Origin of the sequence: Enterobacter sp. AN-K1, assembly GCF_020971765.1 — a bacterium.
GTDB lineage: Bacteria > Pseudomonadota > Gammaproteobacteria > Enterobacterales > Enterobacteriaceae > Enterobacter > Enterobacter hormaechei_C.
Genome location: NZ_CP087390.1, coordinates 1,195,993 through 1,221,570, shown reverse-complemented (window position 1 = coordinate 1,221,570; position 25,578 = coordinate 1,195,993). Strand labels below are relative to the sequence as shown.

Genomic DNA, 25,578 nt, shown 5'->3' with positions numbered 1-25,578 from the left:
CGGCATGACGATGTCAACGCTGTCGAAATGACACGTCGACACCGCGGCGGTGACAGTGCGCATCTCTTTAAAATCCATTTAAATCAATAAATTAAAAACTGGCACGAAATCTGCTTAACAGCCGCTAACTCCATTAACCGGATACCTTTTATGACTATTTGGGAAATTAGCGAAAAAGCGGATTACATCGCGCAACGTCATCAGCAGCTCCAGGAGCAATGGCACCTGTACTGCAATTCACTGATCCAGGGGATCACGCTGTCGAAGGCCCATCTGCATCACGCCATGAGCTGTGCGGCGCAGGGGGATATGCGTTTTGTCCTGTTCGGTCACTTTACGATTTACGTCACCCTGGCGGAGACCTTCAACAGCCACACGATTGAGTACTACGTCGAGACGAAAGAGGGCGACAGGCACTGCATCGCCCGGGCGCAGCTGATGGCGGACGGCATGGTGGACGGTCACGTCAGCAACCGCGATCGCCAGCAGGTGCTGGAGCACTATCTGGAGAAAATCGCGCCGGTTTATAACGGCCTCTACGCCGCCGTTGAGCATGACAGGCCAGTCAACCTGAAACAGCTGATCGACGGAAAATCCTCCGCGAACGTGGCCTGAAAAGCGAGTGTCGAGAAGTGTCGATAAGACAGTTTTTTTCGTCAAAAATGACCATCACCAGAGGATGACCCGGTGAACCGTTTTGTAATTGCTGACTCGACGGTCTGTATTGGCTGTCGGACCTGTGAGGCGGCGTGCTCAGAAACGCACCGCCTGCACGGGCTACAGTCCATGCCGCGCCTGCGCGTCATGCGTAATGAGAAAGAGTCTGCCCCGCAGCTCTGTCACCACTGTGAAGACGCCCCGTGCGCGGGCGTCTGTCCTGTCAATGCCATCACCCGCGTTGACGGCGCGGTACAGCTGAACGAAAGCCTGTGCGTGAGCTGCAAGCTGTGCGGCATCGCCTGTCCGTTCGGCGCCATTGAGTTTTCCGGCAGCCGTCCGCTGCATATTCCGGCGAATGCTAATACTGCGAAAGCGCCGCCTGCGCCACCGGCTCCGGCACGCGTGAGTACGCTGCTGGACTGGGTGCCGGGCATTCGCGCCGTTGCGGTGAAGTGCGATCTGTGCAGCTTCGATGAGCAGGGTCCGGCCTGCGTGCGGACCTGCCCGACCCGGGCGCTGGTCCTGGTCAACATCCGCGACATCGCTCGCACCAGCAAACGCAAGCGCGAGCTGACCATCAATACCGACGTCGGCGATCTTTCGCTGCTGCGGGCGCTTAACGAGGGGGCGAAATGAACGCGATAGTTATGATGACCAGCGGTGTGGCCTGGTTTGCCGCCGCCGCTGTCCTGGCGCTGCTCCTCTCCTTCCATAAAACGCTGAGCGGGGTGATCGCCGGTATCGGTGGGGCGGTCGGCAGCCTGATGACGCTGGCGGCGGGCGGGGTTGTCCTGATCGACGGCCAGTCCGTCGACACCCTCATCCCGCTGATTCACCACGCCGTTGAGCTTACGCCGCTGAACGCCATCTGGCTGATAACCTTTGGCCTGTGCGGGCTGTTTATCAGCCTGTTTAATGTCGACTGGCACCGACATCAGCACACCAAAGCCAACGGCCTGCTGGTTAACCTGTTGATGGCCGCCGCGGTCTGTACCGTTATCGCCAGCAACCTCGGCGCGCTGGTGGTGATGGCAGAAATCATGGCCCTGTGCGGCGTGTTCCTGACCGGATGCAGCGCCTCCGGCAAGCTGTGGTTTGCGCTCGGACGTCTCGGTACGCTGCTGCTGGCGCTGGCCTGCTGGCTGGTGTGGCAGCGTTTCGGCACGCTGGATTTTGCCGCGCTTAACGGTCAGCCGCTGGGCAACGACGTCTGGCTGTTGGGCGTAGTCGGTTTTGGCCTGCTGGCCGGGATTATCCCGCTGCACGGCTGGGTGCCGCAGGCGCATGCCAATGCCTCAGCCCCGGCCGCTGCGCTGTTCTCCACCGTGGTGATGAAGGTCGGTCTGTTCGGCATCCTGATGATAACCCTGACGGGCGGTCAGCCGCCGCTGTGGTGGGGCGTGGCGCTGCTGATTGCGGGGATGATCACCGCGTTCGTCGGCGGGCTGTACGCGCTGATGGAGCACAACATCCAGCGTCTGCTGGCGTACCACACCCTGGAGAACATCGGGATTATCCTGCTCGGCATGGGCGCGGGCGTCACCGGGCTGGCGCTCAACCAGCCGGCGCTGATTGCCGCCGGGTTTATTGGCGGTCTGTATCACCTTATCAACCACAGTCTGTTTAAAAGCACCCTGTTCCTCGGTGCGGGCAGCGTCTGGTTCCGCACCGGGCACCGCGATATTGAAAAGCTCGGCGGGATTGGCAAAAAAATGCCCGTCATTTCGCTGGCGATGCTGGTCGGGCTGATGGCGATGGCTGCGCTGCCGCCGCTGAACGGCTTTGCCGGCGAGTGGGTGATTTATCAGTCCTTCTTCGCCCTCGGCCAGAGCGAGGCGTTTATCGGGCGTTTACTCGGCCCGCTGCTGGCGGTGGGCCTGGCGATCACCGGCGCGCTGGCGGTGATGTGTATGGCGAAGGTTTACGGAGTCACCTTCCTGGGCGCACCGCGTACGCGTGAGGCTGAGAACGCCTGCTGCGCACCGCTACTGATGGGCGTAAGCGTGGTCGCACTGGCGCTGTGCTGCATCGCGGGCGGCGTCGCCGCGCCGTGGTTGCTGCCGCTGCTGGGCCACGCCATTCCGCTGCCGCTGGTCACGGCGCATACCGTCGTTTCCCAGCCGATGATGGCGCTGCTGCTGATTGCCGCGCCGCTCCTGCCGTTCGTGCTGATGCTGTTCTTCAGACGCGACCGTCTCGCCTCCCGTTCGCGCGGCGCGGCGTGGGCCTGCGGCTACGAACATGAGCAGTCGATGGTCATCACCGCCCACGGTTTCGCTATGCCGGTGAAGGAGAACTTCGCCGCCGTGCTGAAGCTGCGCCACTGGCTGAACCCGGTGGGCTGGGTGCCGGGCTGGCAGGGTGCTGCCGTGCCCGTGCTGTTCCGCCGCCTGGCGCTGATCGAGCTGGCGGTGCTGGTGGTGATTGTCATTTCACGAGGAGCCTGACATGAGTCTGTTACTGGCAATTCTTCAGGCGCTGGTGCTGTTCGCCGCCGCGCCGCTGCTGTCGGGCATCACGCGCGTGGCGCGCGCCCGGCTGCACAACCGTCGCGGGCCTGGCGTGCTCCAGGAGTACCGCGATCTCTTCAAACTGCTCTCCCGTCAGAGCGTCGCGCCGGACGCCGCAGGCTGGGTGTTCCGCCTGACGCCGTTTGTGATGGTGGGCGTGATGCTGACCATCGCCACCGCGCTGCCGGTGGTGACGGTGGGCTCGCCGCTGCCGGTGCTGGGCGATCTTATTACGCTGATCTACCTCTTCGCCATCGCGCGTTTCTTCTTTGCGATTGCGGGTCTGGATACCGGCAGCCCGTTTACGGGTATCGGCGCCAGCCGCGAAGCGATGCTCGGCGTGCTGGTTGAGCCAATTCTGCTGCTGGGGCTGTGGGTCGCCGCGCAGGTTGCAGGCTCGACCCATATCAGTTTTATCACCGACACCGTTTACCACTGGCCGGTTTCACGTTCTCTCCCGCTGGTGCTGGCGCTCTGCGCCTGCGCGTTCGCCACCTTTATCGAGATGGGCAAGTTGCCGTTCGATCTCGCGGAAGCGGAGCAGGAATTACAGGAGGGGCCGCTCACCGAATACAGCGGCTACGGCTTTGCGGTGCTGAAGTGGGGCATCAGCCTCAAGCAGCTGGTGGTGTTGCAGATGTTCGTCGGCGTTTTCTTCCCGTGGGGGCAGATGACGCACTTCTCTGCGGGCGGCCTGCTGCTGGCCGTGGTGGTGGCTGTGCTCAAGCTGCTTATCGGCGTGCTGGTGATTGCCCTGTTTGAAAACAGCATGGCGCGCCTGCGTTTTGTTGAAACGTCACGCATCACCTGGGCCGGTTTTGGTTTTGCATTTTTAGCGTTCGTCTCCTTGCTGGTGGCGTGATTAAAGAGAGTGTTTATGTCTGAAGAAAAGAAAGGTCAGCAGTATCTCGCCGCGTTGCATCAGGCTTTCCCGGGCGTGGTGCTGGAGGAGTCCTGGCAAACCAAAGACCAGATCACCGTCACCATTAAGGTGAACTATCTGCCGGAAGTGGTGGAGTTTCTCTATTACCAGCAGGGCGGCTGGCTGTCAGTGCTGTTCGGCAACGACGAGCGTCAGCTGTGTGGCAACTATGCGGTGTACTACGTGATGTCGATGGAGCAGGGGGAGAAGTGCTGGCTCACCGTGCGCGTCGAAATCGACCCGAACAAGCCGGAATACCCCTCCGTCACGCCGCGCGTGCCTGCCGCCGTCTGGGGCGAGCGCGAAGTGCGCGACATGTATGGTCTGGTGCCGGTTGGCCTGCCTGACGAGCGTCGCCTGGTGCTGCCGGACGACTGGCCGGATGAACTCTATCCGCTGCGCAAGGTCAGCATGGACTACCGCCAGCGCCCGGCCCCGACCACCGACAGCGAAACCTACGAGTTCATCAACGAGCTGGGCAGCAAGAAGAATAACGTGGTGCCGATTGGCCCGCTGCACGTTACCTCCGACGAACCGGGCCACTTCCGCCTGTTCGTCGACGGCGAGAACATTATCGACGCCGACTACCGCCTGTTCTACGTCCACCGCGGCATGGAGAAGCTGGCGGAGACCCGCATGGGCTACAACGAAGTCACGTTCCTCTCTGACCGCGTGTGCGGCATCTGCGGCTTTGCCCACAGCACCGCCTACACCACCTCTGTGGAAAACGGCATGGGGATCGTGGTGCCGGAACGCGCGCAGATGATCCGCGCCATTCTGCTGGAGGTGGAGCGCCTGCACTCGCACCTGCTCAACCTCGGCCTGGCCTGCCACTTCGTCGGCTTTGACTCCGGGTTTATGCAGTTCTTCCGCGTGCGCGAGGCGTCGATGAAGATGGCGGAGATCCTTACCGGGGCGCGTAAAACCTACGGCCTGAACCTGATCGGCGGGATCCGCCGCGACCTGCTGAAAGACGACATGATCCAGACCCGCCAGCTGGCGCAGCAGATGCGGCGGGACGTGCAGGAGCTGGTGGACATGCTGCTCAGCACGCCAAACATTGAGCAGCGCACCGTCGGGATTGGTCGTCTTGACCCGGAAATCGCCCGCGACTTCAGTAACGTTGGTCCGATGGTGCGCGCCAGCGGCCACGCCCGCGATACCCGCGCCGATCACCCGTTCGTCGGCTACGGCCTGCTGCCGATGACCGTGCACAGCGAGCAGGGCTGCGACGTCATCTCCCGTCTGAAGGTGCGCATCAACGAGGTATTCACCGCGCTGAACATGATCGACTACGGCCTCGATAACCTGCCGGGCGGCCCGCTGATGGTGGAGGGCTTTACCTACATTCCAAACCGCTTTGCCCTCGGCTTTGCCGAAGCGCCGCGCGGGGACGACATTCACTGGAGCATGACCGGCGACAACCAGAAGCTCTACCGGTGGCGCTGCCGCGCGGCCACCTACGCCAACTGGCCAACCCTGCGCTACATGCTGCGCGGCAACACGGTTTCCGATGCGCCGCTGATCATCGGCAGCCTCGACCCGTGCTACTCCTGCACCGACCGCATGACCGTCGTGGACGTGCGCAAGAAGAAAAGCCAGGTGGTGCCGTACAAAGAGCTTGAGCGCTACAGCATTGAGCGTAAAAACTCGCCGCTGAAATAAGGACTCGCCATGTTTACCTTTATCAAAAAAGTGATCAAAACCGGCACGCAGACCAGCAGCTATCCGCTGGAGCCGATGCCGGTGGATAAAAACTTTCGCGGCAAGCCGGAGCACAATCCGCAGCAGTGCATCGGCTGCGCGGCCTGCGTCAACGCCTGCCCGTCGAATGCCTTAACGGTGGAAACGGACCTGAAAACCGGCGAGCTGGCCTGGCAGTTTAACCTCGGGCGCTGCATCTTCTGCGGCCGCTGCGAGGAGGTCTGCCCGACGGTGGCCATTCGCCTGTCTCAGGAGTACGAGCTGGCGGTGTGGAAAAAAGAGGACTTCCTCCAGCAGTCGCGCTTTGCGCTGTGCAACTGCCGCGTCTGCAAGCGTCCGTTCGCCGTGCAAAAAGAGATCGACTACGCCATCGCGCTGCTGAAGCACAACGGCGACGTCCGCGCGGAGCATCACCGTGAAAGCTTCGAAACCTGCCCGGAGTGCAAGCGTCAGAAATGCCTGCTGCCGTCCGACCGTATTGATATCACCCGCCATATGAGAGAGGCCAGCTGATGGAAAACTTACTCGGCCCGCGCGACGCTAACGGCATTCCGGTGCCGATGACGGTGGACGAATCCATCGCCAGCATGAAGGCGTCGCTGCTGAAAAAAATCAAACGCTCGGCCTACGTCTACCGCGTGGACTGCGGCGGCTGCAACGGCTGCGAGATCGAGATCTTCGCCACGCTGTCACCGCTGTTTGACGCCGAGCGCTTCGGCATCAAAGTGGTGCCGTCTCCGCGCCATGCGGACATTCTGCTGTTTACCGGGGCCGTCACCCGCGCCATGCGATCCCCCGCGCTGCGCGCCTGGCAGTCCGCGCCGGACCCGAAAATCTGCATCTCGTACGGTGCCTGCGGCAACAGCGGCGGCATCTTCCACGACCTGTACTGCGTCTGGGGCGGCACCGACAAAATCGTGCCGGTGGACGTCTACATTCCGGGCTGCCCGCCGACGCCCGCCGCGACGCTGTACGGTTTTGCCATGGCGCTCGGCCTGCTGGAGCAGAAAATCCACGCCCGCGAGCCGGGCGAGCTGGACAACCAGCCAGCCACTATCCTGCACCCGGATATGGTGCAGCCGCTGCGGGTGAAGATCGACCGCACGGCGCGCAGGCTGGCGGGCTATCGCTATGGCCGCCAGATTGCCGACGATTATCTGCGCCTGCTGAGCCAGGGCGACCATCAGGTGGCGCGCTGGCTGGAGGCGGAAAACGATCCGCGACTCAATGAGATCGTGGCGAACCTGAACAGCATCGTGGATGAGGCGCGTATCCGATGAGTGAAACGGTGGTGTTCAGCCAGCTGAGCCGTAAGTTTATTGATGAGAACGATGCCACGCCGGCTGCGGCGCAGCAGGTGGTCTATTACAGCCTGGCGATTGGGCATCACCTAGGGGTGATCGACTGCCTGGAGGCGGCGCTGAGCTGCCCGTGGGCCGATTACCTGGCGTGGATCGCCACGCTGGAGGAGGGCAGCACGGCGCGGCGCAAGATGGAGGGCGTGCCGAAATACGGCGAGATCGTCATCGATGCCAACCACATTGCGATCCTCGCTAACGCCTTTGACGAGGCGCTGAGCAGGCAAACCCCCGAGCAGCAGGCGTGGAGCAAAACACTGCTTAGCATGCTGCACGATATTCATCAGGAGAGTGCCATCTACCTGATGGTGAGGAGATTACGTGACTGACGTTTTACTGTGTGTCGGCAACAGCATGATGGGCGACGACGGCGCGGGTCCGCTGCTGGCGGAACTGTGCGCCGCAAACCCGCCGGGCAGTTGGGTGGTGATTGACGGCGGCAGCGCGCCGGAAAACGACGTGGTGGCCATTCGCGAGCTGCGCCCGGACAGGCTGTTAATCGTTGATGCCACCGATATGGGGCTCAACCCCGGTGAGATCCGCCTGATTGACCCGGACGACATCGCCGAAATGTTTATGATGACGACGCACAATATGCCGCTGAACTACCTGGTCGATCAGATTAAAGACGACGTGGGTGAGGTGCTGTTTCTGGGGATTCAGCCGGACATTGTCGGGTTCTATTACCCGATGACGCAGCCGGTGAAAGAGGCGGTGGACGTGGTCTATTCACGGCTTGCCGGGTGGGTTGGGGATGGGGGATTTTCTCAGCTCTGAGCAGTGCCGGGTGGCGGCTTCGCCTTACCCGGCCTACCAAACCCATCTCCCTCTCCCTGTGGGAGAGGGCTGGGGTGAGGGCAACAGGCTACTCCAGATCCCCCCCGTTACTCGCAATCACCTTCTTATACCACCAGAATGATTTCTTGCGCTTGCGGTCCAGCGTGCCGTTCCCGGCGTCGTCCCGGTCGACGTACACAAACCCGTAGCGCTTGCTCATTTCCCCCGTTGAGGCCGAGACAAGGTCAATGCAGCCCCAGGTGGTGTAGCCCAGCAGCGGTACGCCGTCCTCAATCGCATCAGCCATCGCGCGAATATGCTCGCGCAGGTAGCTGATTCGGTAGTCGTCGTTGATCTCGCCGTTTTCATCAATGACGTCCTTCGCTCCAAGGCCGTTTTCCACCAGGAACAGCGGCTTCTGGTAGCGGTCGTACATCATGTTCATGGTGATGCGCAGGCCGAGCGGGTCAATGCCCCAGCCCCATTCGCTCACCTGAATATGCGGGTTGCGCAGGGACTTCACGATGTTCGCCGCGCTGGTGTTTCCCGCGTTCATGTCCGCCGACGCGCAGCGCGAGGCGTAATAGCTGAACGAGACAAAGTCGACGGTGTTTTTCAGCAGTTCATCGTCGCCCGGGTCTTTCACAATCACCACGCCTTTCTCGCGGAACACGCGGGCAGAGTAAGCCGGATAGCTGCCGCGCGCCTGCACGTCGATAAAGAACAGGTTCTCGCGGTCTTTTTCCAGCGCCATCCACACGTCTTCCGGCTTGCAGGACCAGGGGTAAAAATTGCCGCCCGCCAGCATACAACCGACCTGGTTTTCCGGGTTCACCTCGTGGGCAATTTTGGTCGCCAGCGCGCTCGCCACCAGCTCGTGGTGCGCGGCCTGGTACTTCACCTGGTCCTCGTTTTCACCTTCTTCAAATACCAGCCCCGCGCCGGAGAACGGGCTGTGCAGCATGATGTTGATTTCGTTGAAGGTCAGCCAGTATTTAACCAGCCCGTTAAACGCCTCGAAGCAGGTGCGGGCGTAGCGGGCGAAGAAATCCACCATCTTACGGTTGCGCCAGGAGCCGTACTCCGTCACCAGGTGCATCGGCACGTCGAAGTGGCAGAGCGTCACCAGCGGCTCGATGTTGTACTTTTTACACTCCTCGAACACCGCGCGGTAGAAGGCAATGCCTTCCTGATTCGGCAGCGGTTCGTCGCCGTTCGGGTAGAGGCGGCTCCAGGCAATCGAGGTGCGGAACACCGTAAAGCCCATCTCCGCCATCAGGGCGATGTCTTCTTTGTAGCGATGGTAAAAATCAATCGCCTCGTGGCTCGGGTAGAATTCGTCGTCCCGCAACGAAAACCGTTTTTCCTTGCCGACTTTTACCGCCAGACGGTTTGCGCCGTGGGGGATCATGTCGACCGTGGTCAGTCCTTTGCCGCCTTCACGGTAAGCCCCTTCACTCTGGTTGGCGGCAAGCGCGCCGCCCCATAAAAATCCTTGTGGAAAAACAGACATTCTTACCTCGCTTTCAGTTTATGCTTCTGCTGCTTTGTTCTGTACCGGTGCGGTTTGCAGGGCGCGTGCTTTTTCGGCTTCGTCTTCTACCGGGATATCCTCAAACCCTAACAGCAGGGTCAGCACGAACGACAGCACCACCGCCAGACCCATCACGCCAAACACCCAGACGATGGTCATCGGGTTGGCCGGGTCGAAGAACTGTACGCTGGTGAACAGCCCCGGCGCCGCCATCGAGTGGCTGGCAAGGCCTGCCATGCCCGCCACCGCGCCGCAGATAAAGCCGCTGATCAGGCTCGCAATCAGCGGACGCTTCAGGCGTACCGCCACGCCGTACAGGGCCGGTTCAGAGATCCCCGCCATGATGGCGGAGGCCGCCGCGGCCAGCGCCGTCTGGCGTAGCTCCGGGTTTTTGGTTTTCCACGCCACCGCCAGCGACGAACCGCCGAGCGACAGGTTGGCGCCGATTTCCGACGGCATCACCATCCCTTCTTTGCCCGTTTCGGCAATGGTCTGGATGATGGTCGGCGTAAACACGCGGTGCATCCCGGTCATCACCAGCAGCGGCCACAGCGCGCCCATAATGGCAACGGAGAGCCAGCCCAGATAGCCGTGAATGGTGTAGACCAGCGCGGAGATGGCGCTGCCGATCCAGATCCCGAGCGGGCCAATCAGTACGATGGCGAGCGGGGCGGCAATCAGCACGATCAGCATCGGCTTGAGGAAGTTTTTGGTCACCGCCGGGGTAATGCGATCCACCCAGCGTTCGATATAGGACAGGCACCAGGTCATCACCAGGGCGGGGATCACCGTGTAGGTGTATTTCACCGCCGTCACCGGAATGAAGGCGAACTCAACGTGCTCGCCCTGCGCGGCTTTCGCCATCAGCTCGATAAAGCTCGGGTGAACCAGAACGCCCGCGATGGCGATTGCCAGGGACATGTTGGTTTTGAACTTCACCGCCGCGGACGCCGCCACCATCAGCGGCAGGAAGAAGAACGCGCCGTCGCCAATAACGGTCAGGATCGTCAGCGTCGGGTCGCCTTTGCCCAGCACGCCGGTCATCTCAAGGATCATCGCCAGCAGCTTGACCATCGACCCGCCGATGATCGCCGGGATCAGCGGCGACATGGTGCCGATCAGCGCGTCGAGGATCCCGGCACCAATGCGGCGCAGGGTCAGTTTTTGCGGACCTTCCGGTACGGCAGGTTGCAGGTTGGCGGGCAGCAGACTCACCACTTCACGGTATGCCTGGGACACGGTGTTGCCGATGATCACCTGACACTGGTTGTCGTTGCGCACCACGCCGAGCACGCCGCTGATGCTTTTCAGGCGTGCGGCGTCGGTAAGGCTTTCGTCTTTAAGAACGAAGCGCAGGCGCGTCATGCAGTGGGTGACGGCGACGATGTTCTCTTTACCGCCCAGCGCGCTGACAACGTCGTTTGCCAGCGCAGCGTAATTTTTTGCCATCGGATGTGATCCTGTTATCGTTGTGAGAAGTGTAGGAAACCGGTTTCACATAATCATCATGAGTTTCTTTTAATGAAACAAGACCACTTTTTATGCATTTTTTCGTTTCGTGATGACGATCACTCGTGGCCGTAAAAAGCGTGATAACGCCGCTGCGACAATTTTTCTGCGGTGCAGTACACTGCGGCTCATCAGTTTTGAATGGAATAACACTATGACCACGATGCTGGAAGTGGCGAAGCGGGCAGGCGTGTCTAAAGCGACGGTCTCCCGGGTGCTGTCGGGGAACGGTTACGTCAGCCAGGAGACGAAAGACCGCGTGTTTCAGGCCATCGAAGAGAGCGGGTATCGCCCTAATTTGCTGGCGCGAAACCTGGCGACCAAACGCACCCAGACCCTGGGGCTGGTGGTGACGAACACTCTGTACCATGGGGTCTACTTTAGCGAGCTGCTGTTTAACGCCGCGCGGATGACGGAAGAGAAGGGGCGCCAGCTGATCCTGGCGGACGGCAAGCACAGTGCCGAAGAGGAGCGCGAGGCGATCCAGTACCTGCTCGACATGCGCTGCGACGCGGTGATCATCTACCCGCGTTTTCTGAGCGTGGAAGCGCTGGACGAGATCATTGAGAAATGCGAGCAGCCGATCATGGTGCTCAACCGCCGTTTGCGGAAAAACAGCAGCCACAGCGTCTGGTCCGATCATAAAGCGTCGTGTCAGGACGCGGTATCGCAGCTGATCGCGAAAGGCCACCGGGAGATTGCGTTTATCACCGGTTCGCTGGATTCCCCCACCGGGGTGGAGCGTCTTTCCGGCTACAAGGACGCGCTGGCGCAGCACGGGATTGCAGTTCGCGACGCGCTGATCGCCGAAGGGAAGTGGAACCCGGCCAGCGGCGCGGCGGCGGTCTCTCAGTTGCTCACCCGCGGCGAAACGTTTACCGCGCTGGTGGCGAGTAACGACGACATGGCGATTGGCGCCATCAGGCAGCTGCACGAGAGCGGCGTCTCCACGCCGGGCGCAGTGTCCGTCATCGGCTTTGACGATGTGGCAATCGCGCCCTATATCGTGCCGTCCCTCTCCAGCGTGCGTATTCCAGTAACGGAGATGATTCAGGAGACCATCAGCCGTATGATTTTCATGCTCGACGGCGGTGAGTTTAAGCCTCAGCAAACCTTTTCCGGCGAGCTTATCCTGCGCGGCTCCGTCATTGACGGCCCGCATCGCTGACGTCGACATCTGTCATCGTCACTAATGACGATGACAGATCCTTCTCTTTTAAATTTCCCTATAAAATCAATTCATTAAATATTGGCACGGTTTATGAATAGCTTCGCGCATAACAGTTATGCCGGAGAAGCAGATGAACCGTTTTATTATGGCCGATGCCAGCAAATGCATTGGTTGCCGTACCTGTGAAGTGGCGTGCGTGGTGTCCCATCAGGCAGAGCAGGATTGCGCCTCTCTCACCCCTGATACCTTCCTGCCGCGCATCCACGTCATTAAAGGCGTGAATATTTCTACCGCCGCTATCTGTCGCCAGTGCGAAGACGCGCCGTGCGCCAACGTCTGTCCGAACGGGGCGATTAAGCGCGAGAAAGGCTTCGTGCATGTGATGCAGGAGCGCTGCATCGGGTGCAAAACCTGTGTGGTGGCGTGTCCGTATGGCGCGATGGAGGTGGTGGTTCGCCCGGTGGTGCGCAACAGCGGTATCGGGCTGAGCGTACGCGCGGAGAAAGCCGAAGCCAATAAATGTGACCTCTGCTACCACCGCGATGCCGGTCCGGCGTGTATGGAAGCCTGTCCGACGCATGCGCTGGTCTGCGTCGATCGCGACAAGCTCGAACAGATGAGCGCCGAAAAACGCCGCCGCGCGGCGTTCGACACCTCGTCATCGCTGCTGTTTTAAGCTGCAATGCGCGTTAATGGCGTACAGCTTCGGGTGCGCGGCAAGGTGCAGGGGGTAGGATTTCGTCCCTTCGTCTGGCAGCTTGCGCACCAGCTGGGGCTGGCAGGCGACGTCTGCAACGACGGAGAGGGTGTCCTGGTGCGTCTCGCGGGCAGTGGGGGTGACTTTACCGCGAGACTGCGCCAGGACTGCCCACCGCTTGCGCGCATCGATCGCGTTGAAACGCAGCCGTTCAGCTGGACGACGCTGCCGGACGAGTTTGTCATCCGCCACAGCGAGAGCGGGGCGATGGACACGCAAATCGTCCCGGATGCCGCCACCTGTCCCGCATGCCTGGCGGAGATGCGCGATCCCCGCGAACGTCGCTACCGCTACCCGTTTATCAACTGCACCCACTGCGGGCCGCGGTTTACCATTATCCGCGCCATGCCCTATGACCGCCCGGCCACGTCAATGGCGCCATTCCCGCTCTGTGTGCCCTGTGAAACGGAGTACCGCAACCCGGCTGACCGGCGTTTTCACGCCCAGCCGGTGGCCTGCCCGGACTGCGGACCGCAGCTGGAGTGGCGAGCCGGGGAGGCTGCTGCCACCCGCGAATCGGCGTTAAGCGCGGCGGTGGCGATGCTGGAAGGCGGCGGGATTGTGGCGGTCAAAGGGCTGGGCGGTTTTCACCTGGTCTGCGACGCGCTTAACCCGCAGGCGGTTCGGAAATTACGGGCACGCAAGCAGCGCCCGACCAGGCCGCTGGCGGTGATGATCCCGCATGCGGACGATCTGCCGGAGGCCATCCAGACGCTGTTACGTTCACCCGCTGCGCCGATTGTGCTGACGCCAAAAGCTTGCCTTCCTGCGTTTCCTGAGGAGATTGCGCCGGGGCTGGATACGGTCGGCGTGATGCTGCCTGCGAACCCGCTCCAGCATTTGCTGATGCTGGACTGCCAGCGCCCGCTGGTGATGACCTCCGGCAACCTCAGCGGCCATCCACCCGCCATAAGCAACCAGCAGGCGCTGGAAGAACTCAGTGACATCGCTGACGGCTTCCTGCTGCACAACCGCGACATCCTGCAACGGATGGATGATTCAGTGATGGACCAGGAGGGCACGATGCTGCGTCGCGCACGCGGTTTTGTGCCGGATGCCATCACATTGCCCGCCGGATTCCGCGACATCCCGCCCATGTTATGCACCGGCGCGGAGATGAAAAACACCTTCTGCCTGGTGCGTGGCAACCAGGCGGTACTGAGCCAGCATTTTGGCGATCTGAGCGACGAGGGGGTAGAGGCGCAGTGGCGCAGTGCGCTCTCGACGATGCAGGACATCTACGCCTTTCAGCCTGAGCGCGTGGTGTGCGATGCCCATCCGGGATATCACGCCCGACAGTGGGCCCGGACGCAGGCGCTGCCCGTTGAGACCGTGCTGCATCATCATGCGCATGCGGCAGCGTGTCTGGCGGAGAATGGCTGGCCGCTCGACGGCGGGGATGTTATTGCCCTGACGCTGGACGGGATCGGCATGGGCGAGAACGGCGCGCTGTGGGGCGGCGAGTGCCTGCGGGTGAACTATCGCGACTGCGAACGGCTGGGCGGTCTGCCAGCCGTTGCGCTGCCGGGGGGCGATCTGGCGGCAAAACAGCCGTGGCGCAATTTGCTCGCCCACTGTCTGGCGTTCGTACCTGACTGGCAGCAGTACCCAGAAACAGAGGTGGTACAGCGTCAAAACTGGCCGCTGCTGGCAACGGCTGTGTCGCGCGGTATCAATGCGCCGCGGGCCTCCTCCTGTGGTCGTCTGTTCGACGCCGTGGCCTGTGCGCTGGGCATTGAAACGCAACGCTATGAGGGCGAAGCCGCGTGCCGGCTGGAGGCGCTGGCCGAACGCTGCGCAGGGGTTGATCATCCGGTGACGCTCCAGACGGATAACCTTGCGCTGTTCTGGCAACAGTGGCTTACCTGGCGGGCGGAACCCGGCGAGCGTGCCTGGGCTTTTCACGATGCGCTGGCAAAAGGGCTGAGCGAACTGGCGGCAACGCATGCCCGCCGACGGTCGCTCTCTACGGTGTGCTTCAGCGGCGGCGTCCTTCACAACCGCCTGCTGCGCGCGCGCCTTCGTCACTACCTTTCTGATTTCACGCTTCTTTTTCCTTCGCGCCTGCCCGCAGGCGACGGAGCGATCTCCTTCGGGCAGGCGGTGGTTGCTGCCGCCCGATCATGTTCACAAGGGATTTAAAATGTTACGACTTTTACGCAATGAACCTCGTGCAGCGTGCCTGCTGCTGGCTCTCGGGATGGCTAACCTGCTGGCCTGGGGGCTGGCGTGGCACACCTTTAGCGGCAGTACGGCGCTGATGGCGGCCAGCCTGCTGGCCTGGTGTTACGGACTGCGTCATGCGGTGGATGCCGACCATATCGCCGCGATTGATACCGTGACGCGTAAGATGATGCAGCAGGGTAAGCGCCCGTCCGGCGTGGGCGCATGGTTTTCACTCGGACACTCCACCATCGTGGTGCTGGCCTCCATTGCCATCGCCGCTACCGCCACGGCGTTTCAGAAAAACATGGCATGGTTCCACGAAACCGGCAGCCTGATTGGCACCGCCGTCTCCGCCACCTTCCTGCTGGCGATGGCGCTGGTGAATATGGTGATCCTGCGCGGCGTCTGGCGCAGTTTTCAGGCGCTGAAACACGGCAGGCCGGTGCAGGGCGACATCACGCTGCCTGCACAGGGTGGCGTCATGAACTGGCTGTTCGGCAAAACCTTCAGCCTCGTCAATAAAAGCTGGCAGATGTACCTGGTCGGTTTCCTGTTCGGCCTGGGGTTCGACACCGCCACCGAAATCGGCGTGCTGGGGATCTCCGCCGCCAGCGCCTCCAGCGGGATGTCGGTGTGGTCGATCATGATCTTCCCGGCGCTCTTCGCCAGCGGCATGGCGCTGGTCGATACGCTCGATAACCTGCTGATGGTGGGTGCCTACGGCTGGGCGTTTAACAAGCCGCAGCGCAAGCTGTACTACAACATGACCATCACCGGGACTTCGGTGGTGGTGGCGCTGTTTATTGGCGGCCTGGAAGCGCTGGGTCTGCTGATGGACAAGTTCTCCCTCAGCGGCGGCGTGTGGGATCTGATTGGCGCGGTGAACGATAACCTGGGCGACGCCGGATTTGTGGTGGTCGGGCTGTTTGTCGCCTGCTGGCTGATCTCGATGGCGAACTATCGCTGGCGCGGTTATGACGCGCTGGTGGTGCGCCCCTGACGCTGAAAGTGTAGCGATAAAAAAAAGCCCCGGGACATCGGGGCGGTGGACAATAAAATCCAAAGGTTAAGTAAGCGTGGCAGTACTGTAGGCCGGGTAAGCGGAGCGCCACCCGGCATGACGAGGGTTAAGCTGGTAGCGATTTCAGCAGCGCGAAGGCCTCCTTCATTCTGTCTTCGCTGACGACAAAGGCGCGCATCTGACCGTCGGTATCGGTGCCGCGCGCCACCATGCCCTGAGGCGAAAGGACAATCTCCCAGTCCAGATCCTGACGCTGCGTTTCACCTGCGAGATGCAGCGGTAGTTCCGGCGTTTTTACCTTCACCAGCATGGCGGGTAATTTCACCGGGGCGTTGCCGCCGAGCAGGTTTTTCGCCAGGAACATGGCGCTTAACTGAATCGGTTGCAGGAACGGCAGCACCTGGCCGTTAATTTCCGCGCAGTCGCCCAGGGCATAAATGTCCGGCTGGGTGGTTTGCAGGTAGCTGTCCACCTTCACGCCGCGATTGATCTCTGCGCCCGCACGGTGCGCCAGCGCGGTTTCCGGGCGCAACCCCGTCGCCGCAATAACCACATCCACTTCAACGCTGCGGTTGCGGTCGAGCGTCGCACAAATGCCGGTTTCGGTTTTGCTCAGGCTCTGTAACTGCGATTTCAGCAGCAGATGCACGCCCATGTCGGTCAGACGATGCTGTAAGCGACTGCTTACTTCTGCTGGCATCAGCGCTGACAGAATGCTGGCCGCGTGGTCAACCAGGGTGACGGATTTTCCCGCCCGGCAGAAGTCCATCGCCAGCTCGGTGCCAATCAGTCCGCCGCCGACAATCATCACCCGCGTGGCGTCGCGTAACAGGGTCTCGCTGGCCTGATACTCCTGCTGGCTGTTGAGCGTGACCATCAGCTCGCGGCCCTCAACCGGCGGCACAAACGCCGATGCCCCCGTCGCCAGCACCAGCTTGTCGTACTGCCAGGTTTTATCTTTCGCGTTCACCACGTGGGCGTCGGCGTCGATATCGGTGACCCAGGTGTACGGAAACAGACGCAGGTTAAACTGTTCTGCGAACTCCCCCGCCGTCTGGCGGGTGAGATCGTCGGCGCGCTGATTCTGGCTAATGACGTGGCTTAAATCAGGCTTGTTGTACTCATCCATGCTGTCGGCGGCGATCACCGTCAACGGCACGTTAGCATCCTGTTTGCGGATATTTTTCACCAGCTGGCGGGCGGCAAAGCCCGAGCCGATAATGACGATGCCGTGGCTCATTTTGCCTCCGTTGCCAGTTCATCAAAGACGTCTTTCCCGAGGGAACATTCCGGGCAGAGGAAGTTGTCCGGCACCTCGCTCCACGGCGTACCCGGCGCGACATCCTGCAACGGCTCGCCCAGCTCAGGATCGTAAATCCACTGGCAGACGCTGCACTGCATGCAAGGGCCGAGGTCGGCAGCGGCAGGAGCGGCTTCTGCTACAGCTTTCGGCGTAACTGCCGCGGCGGGTGCGGTTTCCGGCAGCGGCGCAAGCGCCCACTGGCGGGCAATGTCGCGACCGTGCTGACGACAGATTTCCAGCGCGTCGAGATCCGGACGCCATTTCGCCTTCAGGCTCAGGGACATCTCAAAACCGGCATCCTGTAAACGGGTGGAGAGACGGTCTACCGCGCCGCCGCTCCAGCCGTGTGAACCAAAGGCGCTGGCGCGTTTGTTACGAAAGCGCAGGCCGGTCATCTCTTCTACCAGTCCGGCAATTTTCGGCATCATCACGTTATTCATGGTGGAGGTCCCCACCAGCACGCCTTTGGAGCGGAAGACGTTGGTCAATACCTCATTCTTATCGCTGCGCGCCACGTTGAAGATTTTCACCGCCACGTTCGGGTCAACTTCGTTGATGCCCTGGGCAATGGCGTCCGCCATCATGCGGGTGTTGTTGGACATGGTGTCGTAGAAGATGGTGATGCGATCTTCCTGATAGTCCGCCGCCCACTTCAGGTACAGTTCGACAATCTGGGTTGGATTTTCACGCCATACCACGCCGTGGGAGGTGGCAATCATATCCACCGGCAGGTTGAAGCCGAGGATCTCGGTGATTTTTGGCGTGACCAGACGGCTGAACGGGGTCAGGATGTTGGCGTAGTAGCGCTGGCACTGTTCGAACAGCTCGGTCTGATCCACTTCGTCGTTGAACAGACGTTCGTCACAGTAGTGCTGGCCGAAGGCGTCGTTACTGAACAGCACCGCGTCACCGGTCATGTAGGTCATCATGCTGTCCGGCCAGTGCAGCATTGGGGTTTCCACGAAGATCAGCTGTTTGCCATTGCCGATATCCAGCGTGTCGCCGGTTTTCACGGTGTGGAAGTTCCACTCCGGATGGTGGTGGTGGCCGTTGATGGAGTCAATGGCGTTGGTGGTGCAGTAGATCGGGGTATCCGGAATGTGGGACATCAGCTCGGTCAGCGCCCCGGCATGATCCTCTTCCGCGTGGTTGATGATAATGTAGTCGATCTCATTCAGATCGATTTCGCTGCGCAGGTTCTGCACGAACTCGCGGCTGAATTTGTGATCGACGGTATCGATCAGGACGTTTTTACCTTCACGAATGAGATAGCTGTTGTAGCTGCTGCCGCGCAGCGTTTTGTATTCCGTCCCGTGAAAATCACGTACTTCCCAGTCACGTTGACCCACCCAATGAATGTTATTTTTAACCAGAATAGACATAGCAACCTCAACTTAATACGGCGTTTTCAAATAAGATGACTGTCATATATCAAGTTGCGTGCCAACTTTTTAACTTGTTGAAAATAATGTGTTTTCGTTTCGATGCTCCTTAGTGGGTAGTCATTTTGACTATCTTAAAAATTGTCAATATGACACTATGTATTGTCAAAATGACAGTGAGGCAGAGATGAGCTTTTCCGTAGATGTGCTGGCGAAGATCGCCATAGAACTGCAAACCGGTATTGGTCATCAGGACCGCTTTCAGCGGCTGATCTCCACGTTGCGCCACGTGCTGGATTGCGATGCGTCGGCGCTGCTGCGTTACGAAGGGCGGCAGTTTATTCCGCTGGCTATCGACGGTCTGGCGAAGGACGTACTCGGGCGGCGCTTTACCCTGGAGGGCCACCCGCGTCTGGAAACCATCGCCCGCGCGGGTGACGTGGTGCGTTTCCCGGCAGACAGCGATCTGCCCGATCCTTACGACGGCCTGATCCCCGGACAGGAGAGCCTGAAGGTGCACGCCTGTATCGGCCTGCCGCTGTTTGCCGGGCAGAACCTGATTGGCGCGTTAACCCTCGACGGCATGTCGCCTGATCAGTTCGATACCTTCAGCGACGAAGAGCTACGGCTGATTGCCGCGCTGGCGGCCGGGGCGCTGAACAACGCCCTGCTGATAGAACAGCTGGAGAGCCAGAATATTCTTCCGGGTAGCCCGACGGCGTTTGAGCAGGTGGCGCACACCGAAATGATCGGCCTTTCGCCGGGCATGGCGCAGCTCAAAAAAGAGATTGAGATTGTCGCCGCGTCTGATTTGAACGTGCTGATCTTCGGGGAGACCGGCACCGGTAAAGAGCTGGTGGCAAAAGCGATCCACGAAGCCTCGCCCCGTGCGGTGAATCCGCTGGTCTATCTCAACTGCGCGGCGTTGCCGGAAAGCGTGGCGGAAAGCGAGCTGTTCGGACACGTCAAAGGGGCCTTTACCGGGGCGATCAGCAACCGCAGCGGCAAGTTCGAAATGGCTGATAACGGCACGCTGTTCCTCGATGAAATTGGCGAACTCTCCCTTTCGCTCCAGGCCAAACTGCTGCGGGTGTTGCAGTATGGCGATATTCAACGTGTGGGAGACGATCGCAGCTTACGCGTGGATGTGCGCGTGCTGGCGGCGACGAACCGCGATCTGCGCGAAGAGGTGCTGGCGGGGAATTTCCGCGCCGATCTGTTCCACCGTCTGAGCGTGTTCCCGCTCACGGTGCCGCCGCTGCGCGAGCGGGGCGAGGATGTGGTGCTGCTGGCGGGCTTTTTCTGCGAACAGTGTCGGCTCAAAATGGGGCTTTCCCGCGTGGTGCTAAGTCCCGGCGCGAGGACACACCTGCTGAGCTACGGCTGGCCGGGTAACGTGCGTGAGCTGGAACATGCGATCCACCGCGCGGTGGTGCTGGCGCGGGCAACGCGTTCGGGGGATGAAGTGGTTATTCATGCGCGCCATTTCGCGCTGCATGAGGAAACGACACCGTCCGTGAAGCCGGTGATACCTGAGAGCGTGAACGAAAACCTGCGCGAGGCGACGGATGCGTTCCAGCGTCAGATGATCGCCCGCGCGCTGGAGCAGAATAACCGCAGTTGGGCAGCGTGCGCGCGGGCGCTGGAGATGGACGTCGCCAACCTTCACAGGCTGGCGAAACGTCTGGGGCTGAAGGGTTAAATAATCCCCGCCTGGTAGAAGTCTTGCAGGTTGATTGCGCCGCACAGCCTGCCGTGCTCGTCCACCACCGGTGCGGCGGTGATTTTGCGCTTCATCAGCACCTCTTTGGCTTCAATCGCGCGGCTGTCGGCATTCAGCGTCAGCCCGCCCTGGGTCATTGCTTCGGATACCCGCGCCTCCAGCTTGCCGCCGCCCACCAGCCAGCGGCGCAGGTCGCCGTCGGTGAAGACGCCCTTCACCTGGCGGTCATTGTCGCATACCGCAACCAGCCCCAGCCCGGTGCGGCTCAGCTCCAGCATGGCGTCCATCACGCTGGTGTCGAGTTTGACCTGAGGAATGGCATCGTCCGTGCGCATCAGGTGGTGAACTTTGTTGAGCAGACGAGCCCCAAGCGCGCCCGCAGGATGGGAGCGGGCGAAATCTTCCTCATTAAAACCGCGCGCCTGCATCACCGCCATCGCCAGGGCGTCGCCCATCATCAGCGTGTTGACGGTGCTGGAGGTCGGTGCCAGGTGCATCGGGCAGGCTTCGCGCTCAACGGAAATATCCAGCGTTGCTTTCGCGGCCAGCGCCAGCGGCGAACGGGATTTGCCGGTCATCGCTAACAGGGCCACCGATTTTTCTTGCAGGCGAGGGATGATGAGATCCAGCTCTTTGGCTGAACCGGAGTAGGAGATAAACAGCATCACGTCGCGGCTTTCGATCATCCCCAGATCGCCGTGCAGCGCTTCGGCAGGATGCACGAAGAACGCCGGGGTGCCGGTGCTGGCAAGCGTCGCGGCAATCTTCTTGCCGATATGACCGGATTTACCGATACCCGCCACGATCACTTTGCCCTCGCAGTGGATAATGGTGTTGGCTGCACGAACAAAATCCTCACCCAGACGTTCCGGCAGGCGGCTGGCTTCCTGTAGCTCCAGCAGCAGGGTCTGACGGCCTGCGTTTAACAGAAAATCACTCATTTTTCTCTCCGGTTACGATCACGTCGATGCCCTTCGCTTCCAGCGCTTTTTTAAATGCCGGATCGATACCTGCGTCGGTAATCAGCTTATCGACGCTTTCAAGGCTACAGACAATGTTGGGGCTTTTACGGCCAAATTTCGACGAGTCCGCCATCAAAATCACTTCCCGCGCGGCGTTGCACATCGCTTTGCTGACGCTGAACACCTCGTTGAAGGTGGTCACGCCCGCGTTGAGGTCGATGCCGTCCGTGCCCATAAACAGCTTATCGAAGCTGAAGTGGTCGAAGGCATTCTCCGCCAGCTGCCCGTGAAACGACGCGGATTTTTTACGGAAGGTGCCGCCGGGCATCAGGATGGTCTGCTCGCTGTCGAACTCTGACAGGGCATTGACGATGTGCAGGCTGTTGGTCATCACGGTGATGTTATTAAAGCGGCTGAGCAGCGGGATCATCTGTAGGACGGTACTGCCTGCGTCGAGGATAATGGAATCGCCGTCCTGGATAAATTTGACGGCGGCTTCGGCAATCAGCGCTTTCTGGTGGGTATTGATCAGCGTTTTGTGGTCGATAGGCGGGTCGGCTTCGTCTTTATTGAGCACCACGCCGCCGTAGGTACGAATGACGGCGCCGGAGTTTTCGAGCAACACCAGGTCCTTGCGTATTGTCGTGCCGGTGGTGTCAAAGTAGTGGGCCAGATCCTCTACCGAGCACTTTCCCTGCTTTTGCAGATGCTCAAGTATGGCCGCCTGCCGCTGACGTGGTTTCATAGGCGCTTCGTTCCTTACGTTGCGAAATGATAATTCCGCAAGTTTATAACTTTCACAACGAAATTATCCATGTTTCAGATTAAGCGCTAATGATAGTGCATTCTGACAGAGTGAATCATGGGGGAAGATCACATCAGGTTGTAATTCATGCAGCGAAATGCCGTCGATCGCCTGAATTTTGGTCGGACGGGCAAACACCGTTACGCCGCGCATGATGAGGGAATCGCAAACCATATTGTTTTCATCCAGCGCAACAGCGACGACAACCCGCGGTTTAAAGCGTCCGCCGGAACGCCCGACGCCCACGCGGCCTTTCTGGCACAGGGCGTCAAAGGCGCGGTTAAACTGATGGATTTGCCAGCCGCCAAACGCCATCTGGCAAAGCCAGGCGAGGGCGGCGACGGTGATGAGTACGGTGACCATATCGGCTCCTTAACTGCCGGGTGGCGGCTGCGCCTTACCCGGCCTACGGGGATTGTAGCCCCGGTAAGCGCAGCGCCACCGGGGAATGAACTCAGAACATCACCTGCCCACCGGTGACGTTAATCGACTGCCCGGTGCAGTACGAGGCTTTCGGGCTGGCGTAAAACAGCAGCATGTTCAGCACGTCCTGATAATCGCACCCGCGCTTCAGCGGCACTTTGTCGATGTAGTACTGTTCGACGTCCTCTGCTTTGATGCCAAGTTTGGCGGCATACTGCGGCAGCAGGGACTGGAACATCGGGGATTTCAGCAGGTTACCCAGCATCAGCGCGTGCACGGTTATGCCGTATTCGGCCAGATCCAGCGCCAGAGACTGCGTCAGCCCGACGCCGCCAAACTTCGCCGCGCTGTAGCCGGAGTTGTGCTTGCTGCCCACTTTCCCCGATTTTGAGTTGATCTGAATGATGCGACCCTGAATACCGTTGCGGATCATCAGACGGGAAAATTCGCGGGCGCAGAGGAAATAGCCCACCAGATTCACCTGCAACGAGCGATCAAAATCCCCCAGTTCGAAATCGCTGATAAAGGCCGCTTTCGCAATCCCCGCGCTGTAGACCAGCAGATCGGTGCGACCAAAAATCTCATCCACGCCGCGGGCCAGCGCCATCACGCTCTGCTCGCTGGTGGCGTCGGCGCCAAATCCATACGCCATCCCTTCGCCAAATTCGGTGTTGATGGCGTCCGCTACGCGGGCGGCTTTCTCACTCTGAATATCCACGACCGCCACGCGGTAGCCCTCTGCGACAAGCCCATGGCAGAGGAACTCGCCTAAGGTTTGTCCCCCACCAATGACAACGGCAACCTGACTCATGTGTCTCTCCTTTATTACGAAATAAATTTTAACGTGCAGCCTGGGGTGACGGCCTGCGGAACCGGCCCCTCAACGTGAACCGTGCCGGGATACTCCGCCCGCGGCTGGCCGTCGAAACGCAGGGTGATGTGCCCCAACTCGCGCAGGTTTTGCTCGGCGACCTCACCGACGGCGGTTACGGCATAGCGCGCCTTGCCCAGCTCCAGCTGGCCACCGGCCTTCAGCTCGCCGTTCAGCTCGCCGTGGCAGTGGATGAAGCAAAACTCTTCGATATCTGCCGGGGCCCCTTCGCGGAAGGTGATCAGCATCTGGTCGCTGAGCGCATCGGCCGCGCTCTGGCCGATGCGGGTAATGGTGGTCTGGTAAATCACGGTCATGGCAGGAACCTCTTATTGATAAATAAAGCCGGAGACAAACCAGGCAATCAGCACCGTTGGCGCGCCCGTCAGGAAGCGGCTCACCAGCACGGAGGGGACGCCCACGCGCACGGTCTCCTGGCGCGCTTCCGCCAGCGACAGCCCGACGGGGATGAAGTCGCACGCCGCCTGAGCGTTAATGGCAAACAGGGCGGGCAGGGCGAGGTGCGGGGGAATATTCCCCAGACCAATCTGCACGCCAATCAGCACGCCGATGACCTGGGCAATCACCGCACCCGGGCCGAGAAACGGCGACAGCAGCGGGAAGGAGCAGATCAGCGCCAGCGTCACCAGCCCGAGCGGGTGGCTGGCGAGCGGGGCGAGGCCGTGGGCAATCCAGTCGCCGAGGCCGGAGGCCATGATGATGCCGATCAGCGCCGAGACGAACGCCATAAACGGCAGAATGGTTTTCAGCACCGTGTCGATGGTGTCGCGCCCGGACTGAAACAGCACCGCCACGGCGGACCCCATCCCCATCCCGACCTTCGCCAGCAGGCCGTCGCTCTGCTCGGTGATTTTTTTGCTGGTGTCGTAGTCGCGCGGGGATGCTTTTTGCGGCGCGGGTGTGCCATTCACCAGCGTGATGTTGTCCTCCTTCACGCCCGAGACATAAATGTCCTCAAGGATGTACTGCGCCAGCGGGCCTGATTTGCCCGTGGAGTGAATATTCACCGTCGGAATGCGGCGCTTCGGGTAGATGCCGCAGCGCAGGGTGCCGCCGCAGTCGATAACCGCCACGCCGATTTCCGCTTCCGGCGGCTCACCCTCTTTGAAGCCGTCGACTGCTTCCCAGCCGGTCAGCTCGCGCAGCGTGTCGACGATCGCCGGGCGCGTGCCCGCGGTGATGTAGACGATCTTTTTGCCTTCGGTGGCGTCGAACTCCAGCGGGCCGCCCCAGCCGCCCGTGCCTTTCTCTATGCGGATCCGGTTCATACTGTGGCTCCCGAAAGCTGGACTTTCTCATCAAGCTGAATGCCCATTTTTTTCTCAAAAATGGCGGTAGTGAGGTCCGTTACCCAGCCGCGGAAGAAGTTGGTCACCAGGCCGACCAGCAGATAGCTCACCGCCAGCGGGCCGAGCGGCAGTCCCAGCGTAGTGAGACCGCTGGCAATCCCGAGGTAAACAAACAGCTCGCCGGGGTTAATGTGCGGGAACAGGCCGTTCATTGAATGGCAGCTGTAGGAGGCGGCGGCGTAATAACTCGGCTTGTACTTCTCTGGCATAAAGCGGCCGAGGCTTAAGGTCATCGGGTTGCAGAACACAAAGGTGCCGATGAAGGGCAGGATCAGGTAGCGGGACAGCGGATTGCCGGCACAGCGCTGGGCGAAGCGTTCAATACGCTGCTGGCCGATAAAGTTAATCAGGGCGTTCATGATCACCAGCAGGCTGATCAGCAGGGGCAGGATCCCGGTCACCATGCCGGTGAATACCTCGCCGCCTTTCTGAAACAGCCCGATGAACCACTCGGCGCCGTGGGTGATGGTTTCTATCATTATTCTCTCCTGTAGGGCGTTTGTTTTTGTCTATCTGCGGCTAATAATAATCACTTTGAAAGGTTTAAAGTGTTAATCAGATCTCACAATGAAAGAAAAATGTATTATTTTGAAAGTTTATTGGTGAGGTGAATAATTTTTGGTGGAAAAAAGCACGGATTTGCGTCGGGG

The 25,578-nt window shown here is 60.4% G+C and carries 25 protein-coding genes; 14 read left to right on the top strand and 11 right to left on the bottom strand.

Annotated elements, in window-relative coordinates; all coding sequences use genetic code 11:
• Nucleotides 1–150: 150 nt before the first annotated feature.
• The 9 genes from hycA (at nucleotide 151) to hycI (ending at nucleotide 7,931) form a co-directional block, all read left to right on the top strand.
• The gene (gene hycA, locus LOC22_RS05870; protein WP_017382804.1) at nucleotides 151–615 is read left to right on the top strand and encodes a formate hydrogenlyase regulator HycA; all 465 of its coding nucleotides are present in this window, start codon (nucleotides 151–153) and stop codon (nucleotides 613–615) included.
• A 72-nt stretch (nucleotides 616–687) separates the two neighbouring features.
• The gene (locus tag LOC22_RS05865; protein ID WP_017382803.1) at nucleotides 688–1,296 is read left to right on the top strand and encodes a 4Fe-4S dicluster domain-containing protein; all 609 of its coding nucleotides are present in this window, start codon (nucleotides 688–690) and stop codon (nucleotides 1,294–1,296) included.
• Nucleotides 1,293–3,107 (top strand): formate hydrogenlyase subunit 3, encoded by a 1,815-nt coding sequence (gene hycC / locus LOC22_RS05860; protein WP_045141993.1) that lies wholly within the window; start codon nucleotides 1,293–1,295, stop codon nucleotides 3,105–3,107. The genes LOC22_RS05865 and hycC overlap by 4 nt, the downstream gene beginning before the upstream one ends.
• 1 nt (nucleotide 3,108) lies before the next feature.
• Nucleotides 3,109–4,032: a respiratory chain complex I subunit 1 family protein gene (locus tag LOC22_RS05855; RefSeq protein ID WP_017382801.1), complete on the top strand. Its 924-nt coding sequence runs from the start codon at nucleotides 3,109–3,111 to the stop codon at nucleotides 4,030–4,032.
• 15 nt (nucleotides 4,033–4,047) lie between these two features.
• A complete protein-coding gene (gene hycE, locus LOC22_RS05850) occupies nucleotides 4,048–5,757 on the top strand; it encodes a formate hydrogenlyase subunit HycE (RefSeq protein WP_230239424.1) in 1,710 nt (569 codons plus the stop codon).
• A gap of 9 nt (nucleotides 5,758–5,766) precedes the next feature.
• Nucleotides 5,767–6,309 carry a formate hydrogenlyase complex iron-sulfur subunit gene (locus tag LOC22_RS05845; protein WP_110292581.1) on the top strand — a complete coding sequence of 181 codons (543 nt, stop codon included), beginning with the start codon at nucleotides 5,767–5,769 and terminating at the stop codon, nucleotides 6,307–6,309.
• Nucleotides 6,309–7,076 (top strand): NADH-quinone oxidoreductase subunit B family protein, encoded by a 768-nt coding sequence (locus LOC22_RS05840; protein WP_032669323.1) that lies wholly within the window; start codon nucleotides 6,309–6,311, stop codon nucleotides 7,074–7,076. Before LOC22_RS05845 ends, LOC22_RS05840 begins: the two co-directional genes overlap by 1 nt.
• Nucleotides 7,073–7,483 (top strand): formate hydrogenlyase maturation HycH family protein, encoded by a 411-nt coding sequence (locus LOC22_RS05835; RefSeq protein ID WP_230239423.1) that lies wholly within the window; start codon nucleotides 7,073–7,075, stop codon nucleotides 7,481–7,483. Before LOC22_RS05840 ends, LOC22_RS05835 begins: the two co-directional genes overlap by 4 nt.
• Nucleotides 7,476–7,931 (top strand): hydrogenase maturation peptidase HycI, encoded by a 456-nt coding sequence (hycI, locus tag LOC22_RS05830; RefSeq protein ID WP_017382797.1) that lies wholly within the window; start codon nucleotides 7,476–7,478, stop codon nucleotides 7,929–7,931. Before LOC22_RS05835 ends, hycI begins: the two co-directional genes overlap by 8 nt.
• A gap of 88 nt (nucleotides 7,932–8,019) precedes the next feature.
• On the opposite strand, the gene LOC22_RS05825 is transcribed toward hycI, so the two are convergent.
• Nucleotides 8,020–9,444 carry a 6-phospho-beta-glucosidase gene (locus LOC22_RS05825; protein WP_040118032.1) on the bottom strand — a complete coding sequence of 475 codons (1,425 nt, stop codon included), beginning with the start codon at nucleotides 9,442–9,444 and terminating at the stop codon, nucleotides 8,020–8,022.
• A gap of 18 nt (nucleotides 9,445–9,462) precedes the next feature.
• Nucleotides 9,463–10,914, bottom strand: coding sequence for a PTS cellobiose/arbutin/salicin transporter subunit IIBC (gene ascF / locus LOC22_RS05820; protein ID WP_063405108.1), 1,452 nt, complete (start codon nucleotides 10,912–10,914; stop codon nucleotides 9,463–9,465).
• 214 nt (nucleotides 10,915–11,128) lie between these two features.
• On the opposite strand from ascF, the gene LOC22_RS05815 reads away from it, so the two are divergent.
• From LOC22_RS05815 to LOC22_RS05800, 4 genes are all read left to right on the top strand, one after another.
• On the top strand, nucleotides 11,129–12,142 hold the full coding sequence (locus LOC22_RS05815) for a LacI family DNA-binding transcriptional regulator (RefSeq protein ID WP_196343912.1): 1,014 nt from the start codon (nucleotides 11,129–11,131) through the stop codon (nucleotides 12,140–12,142).
• 133 nt (nucleotides 12,143–12,275) lie between these two features.
• Nucleotides 12,276–12,821 (top strand): electron transport protein HydN, encoded by a 546-nt coding sequence (hydN, locus tag LOC22_RS05810; protein ID WP_017382793.1) that lies wholly within the window; start codon nucleotides 12,276–12,278, stop codon nucleotides 12,819–12,821.
• 6 nt (nucleotides 12,822–12,827) lie between these two features.
• Complete coding sequence (gene hypF / locus LOC22_RS05805) at nucleotides 12,828–15,044, top strand: carbamoyltransferase HypF (RefSeq protein WP_230239422.1); 2,217 nt, start codon at nucleotides 12,828–12,830, stop codon at nucleotides 15,042–15,044.
• 1 nt (nucleotide 15,045) lies between these two features.
• Nucleotides 15,046–16,068, top strand: coding sequence for a HoxN/HupN/NixA family nickel/cobalt transporter (locus LOC22_RS05800; RefSeq protein WP_032669326.1), 1,023 nt, complete (start codon nucleotides 15,046–15,048; stop codon nucleotides 16,066–16,068).
• A 127-nt stretch (nucleotides 16,069–16,195) separates the two neighbouring features.
• Here LOC22_RS05800 and norW read toward each other — a convergent pair whose 3' ends face one another.
• The gene (gene norW, locus LOC22_RS05795; protein ID WP_015571680.1) at nucleotides 16,196–17,329 is read right to left on the bottom strand and encodes an NADH:flavorubredoxin reductase NorW; all 1,134 of its coding nucleotides are present in this window, start codon (nucleotides 17,327–17,329) and stop codon (nucleotides 16,196–16,198) included.
• Nucleotides 17,326–18,774 (bottom strand): anaerobic nitric oxide reductase flavorubredoxin, encoded by a 1,449-nt coding sequence (gene norV / locus LOC22_RS05790; protein WP_017692783.1) that lies wholly within the window; start codon nucleotides 18,772–18,774, stop codon nucleotides 17,326–17,328. Before norV ends, norW begins: the two co-directional genes overlap by 4 nt.
• A gap of 187 nt (nucleotides 18,775–18,961) precedes the next feature.
• Here norV and norR point away from each other — a divergent pair, with 187 nt between their 5' ends.
• Nucleotides 18,962–20,476, top strand: a complete 1,515-nt coding sequence (gene norR / locus LOC22_RS05785; RefSeq protein WP_047052127.1) for a nitric oxide reductase transcriptional regulator NorR — start codon at nucleotides 18,962–18,964, stop codon at nucleotides 20,474–20,476.
• On the opposite strand, the gene gutQ is transcribed toward norR, so the two are convergent.
• The 7 genes from gutQ to srlA form a co-directional block, all read right to left on the bottom strand.
• Nucleotides 20,473–21,438 carry an arabinose-5-phosphate isomerase GutQ gene (gene gutQ / locus LOC22_RS05780; RefSeq protein ID WP_015571677.1) on the bottom strand — a complete coding sequence of 322 codons (966 nt, stop codon included), beginning with the start codon at nucleotides 21,436–21,438 and terminating at the stop codon, nucleotides 20,473–20,475. The two genes, norR and gutQ, sit on opposite strands and share 4 nt — an antisense overlap.
• Entirely contained in the window at nucleotides 21,431–22,204 is a 774-nt protein-coding gene (gene srlR, locus LOC22_RS05775; RefSeq protein ID WP_015571676.1) for a glucitol operon DNA-binding transcriptional repressor SrlR, read from the bottom strand. Before srlR ends, gutQ begins: the two co-directional genes overlap by 8 nt.
• Before the next feature lie 63 nt (nucleotides 22,205–22,267).
• Entirely contained in the window at nucleotides 22,268–22,627 is a 360-nt protein-coding gene (gene gutM / locus LOC22_RS05770; protein WP_047636629.1) for a transcriptional regulator GutM, read from the bottom strand.
• A gap of 91 nt (nucleotides 22,628–22,718) precedes the next feature.
• The gene (gene srlD / locus LOC22_RS05765; RefSeq protein WP_230239421.1) at nucleotides 22,719–23,498 is read right to left on the bottom strand and encodes a sorbitol-6-phosphate dehydrogenase; all 780 of its coding nucleotides are present in this window, start codon (nucleotides 23,496–23,498) and stop codon (nucleotides 22,719–22,721) included.
• 14 nt (nucleotides 23,499–23,512) lie between these two features.
• Nucleotides 23,513–23,875: a PTS glucitol/sorbitol transporter subunit IIA gene (gene srlB / locus LOC22_RS05760; RefSeq protein ID WP_017382785.1), complete on the bottom strand. Its 363-nt coding sequence runs from the start codon at nucleotides 23,873–23,875 to the stop codon at nucleotides 23,513–23,515.
• 12 nt (nucleotides 23,876–23,887) lie between these two features.
• A complete protein-coding gene (locus LOC22_RS05755; protein ID WP_023295318.1) occupies nucleotides 23,888–24,847 on the bottom strand; it encodes a PTS glucitol/sorbitol transporter subunit IIB in 960 nt (319 codons plus the stop codon).
• Entirely contained in the window at nucleotides 24,844–25,407 is a 564-nt protein-coding gene (gene srlA / locus LOC22_RS05750) for a PTS glucitol/sorbitol transporter subunit IIC (RefSeq protein WP_015571673.1), read from the bottom strand. Before srlA ends, LOC22_RS05755 begins: the two co-directional genes overlap by 4 nt.
• Between the last annotated feature and the right edge of the window lie 171 nt (nucleotides 25,408–25,578).

Bases quoted from the DNA above. Each gene is read 5' to 3' on its own strand.
- hycC (WP_045141993.1), top strand. From the start codon at position 1,293: ATGAACGCGATAGTTATGATGACCAGCGGTGTGGCCTGGTTTGCCGCC.
- srlB (WP_017382785.1), bottom strand. From the start codon at position 23,875: ATGACCGTGATTTACCAGACCACCATTACCCGCATCGGCCAGAGCGCG.
- hycE (WP_230239424.1), top strand. From the start codon at position 4,048: ATGTCTGAAGAAAAGAAAGGTCAGCAGTATCTCGCCGCGTTGCATCAG.
- srlA (WP_015571673.1), bottom strand. From the start codon at position 25,407: ATGATAGAAACCATCACCCACGGCGCCGAGTGGTTCATCGGGCTGTTT.
- gutQ (WP_015571677.1), bottom strand. From the start codon at position 21,438: ATGAGTGATTTTCTGTTAAACGCAGGCCGTCAGACCCTGCTGCTGGAG.
- LOC22_RS05755 (WP_023295318.1), bottom strand. From the start codon at position 24,847: ATGAACCGGATCCGCATAGAGAAAGGCACGGGCGGCTGGGGCGGCCCG.
- ascF (WP_063405108.1), bottom strand. From the start codon at position 10,914: ATGGCAAAAAATTACGCTGCGCTGGCAAACGACGTTGTCAGCGCGCTG.
- LOC22_RS05800 (WP_032669326.1), top strand. From the start codon at position 15,046: ATGTTACGACTTTTACGCAATGAACCTCGTGCAGCGTGCCTGCTGCTG.
- srlD (WP_230239421.1), bottom strand. From the start codon at position 23,498: ATGAGTCAGGTTGCCGTTGTCATTGGTGGGGGACAAACCTTAGGCGAG.
- norW (WP_015571680.1), bottom strand. From the start codon at position 17,329: ATGAGCCACGGCATCGTCATTATCGGCTCGGGCTTTGCCGCCCGCCAG.
- hydN (WP_017382793.1), top strand. From the start codon at position 12,276: ATGAACCGTTTTATTATGGCCGATGCCAGCAAATGCATTGGTTGCCGT.
- LOC22_RS05835 (WP_230239423.1), top strand. From the start codon at position 7,073: ATGAGTGAAACGGTGGTGTTCAGCCAGCTGAGCCGTAAGTTTATTGAT.
- gutM (WP_047636629.1), bottom strand. From the start codon at position 22,627: ATGGTCACCGTACTCATCACCGTCGCCGCCCTCGCCTGGCTTTGCCAG.
- LOC22_RS05845 (WP_110292581.1), top strand. From the start codon at position 5,767: ATGTTTACCTTTATCAAAAAAGTGATCAAAACCGGCACGCAGACCAGC.
- norR (WP_047052127.1), top strand. From the start codon at position 18,962: ATGAGCTTTTCCGTAGATGTGCTGGCGAAGATCGCCATAGAACTGCAA.
- LOC22_RS05815 (WP_196343912.1), top strand. From the start codon at position 11,129: ATGACCACGATGCTGGAAGTGGCGAAGCGGGCAGGCGTGTCTAAAGCG.
- LOC22_RS05840 (WP_032669323.1), top strand. From the start codon at position 6,309: ATGGAAAACTTACTCGGCCCGCGCGACGCTAACGGCATTCCGGTGCCG.
- hypF (WP_230239422.1), top strand. From the start codon at position 12,828: ATGCGCGTTAATGGCGTACAGCTTCGGGTGCGCGGCAAGGTGCAGGGG.
- LOC22_RS05825 (WP_040118032.1), bottom strand. From the start codon at position 9,444: ATGTCTGTTTTTCCACAAGGATTTTTATGGGGCGGCGCGCTTGCCGCC.
- norV (WP_017692783.1), bottom strand. From the start codon at position 18,774: ATGTCTATTCTGGTTAAAAATAACATTCATTGGGTGGGTCAACGTGAC.
- srlR (WP_015571676.1), bottom strand. From the start codon at position 22,204: ATGAAACCACGTCAGCGGCAGGCGGCCATACTTGAGCATCTGCAAAAG.
- LOC22_RS05855 (WP_017382801.1), top strand. From the start codon at position 3,109: ATGAGTCTGTTACTGGCAATTCTTCAGGCGCTGGTGCTGTTCGCCGCC.
- hycA (WP_017382804.1), top strand. From the start codon at position 151: ATGACTATTTGGGAAATTAGCGAAAAAGCGGATTACATCGCGCAACGT.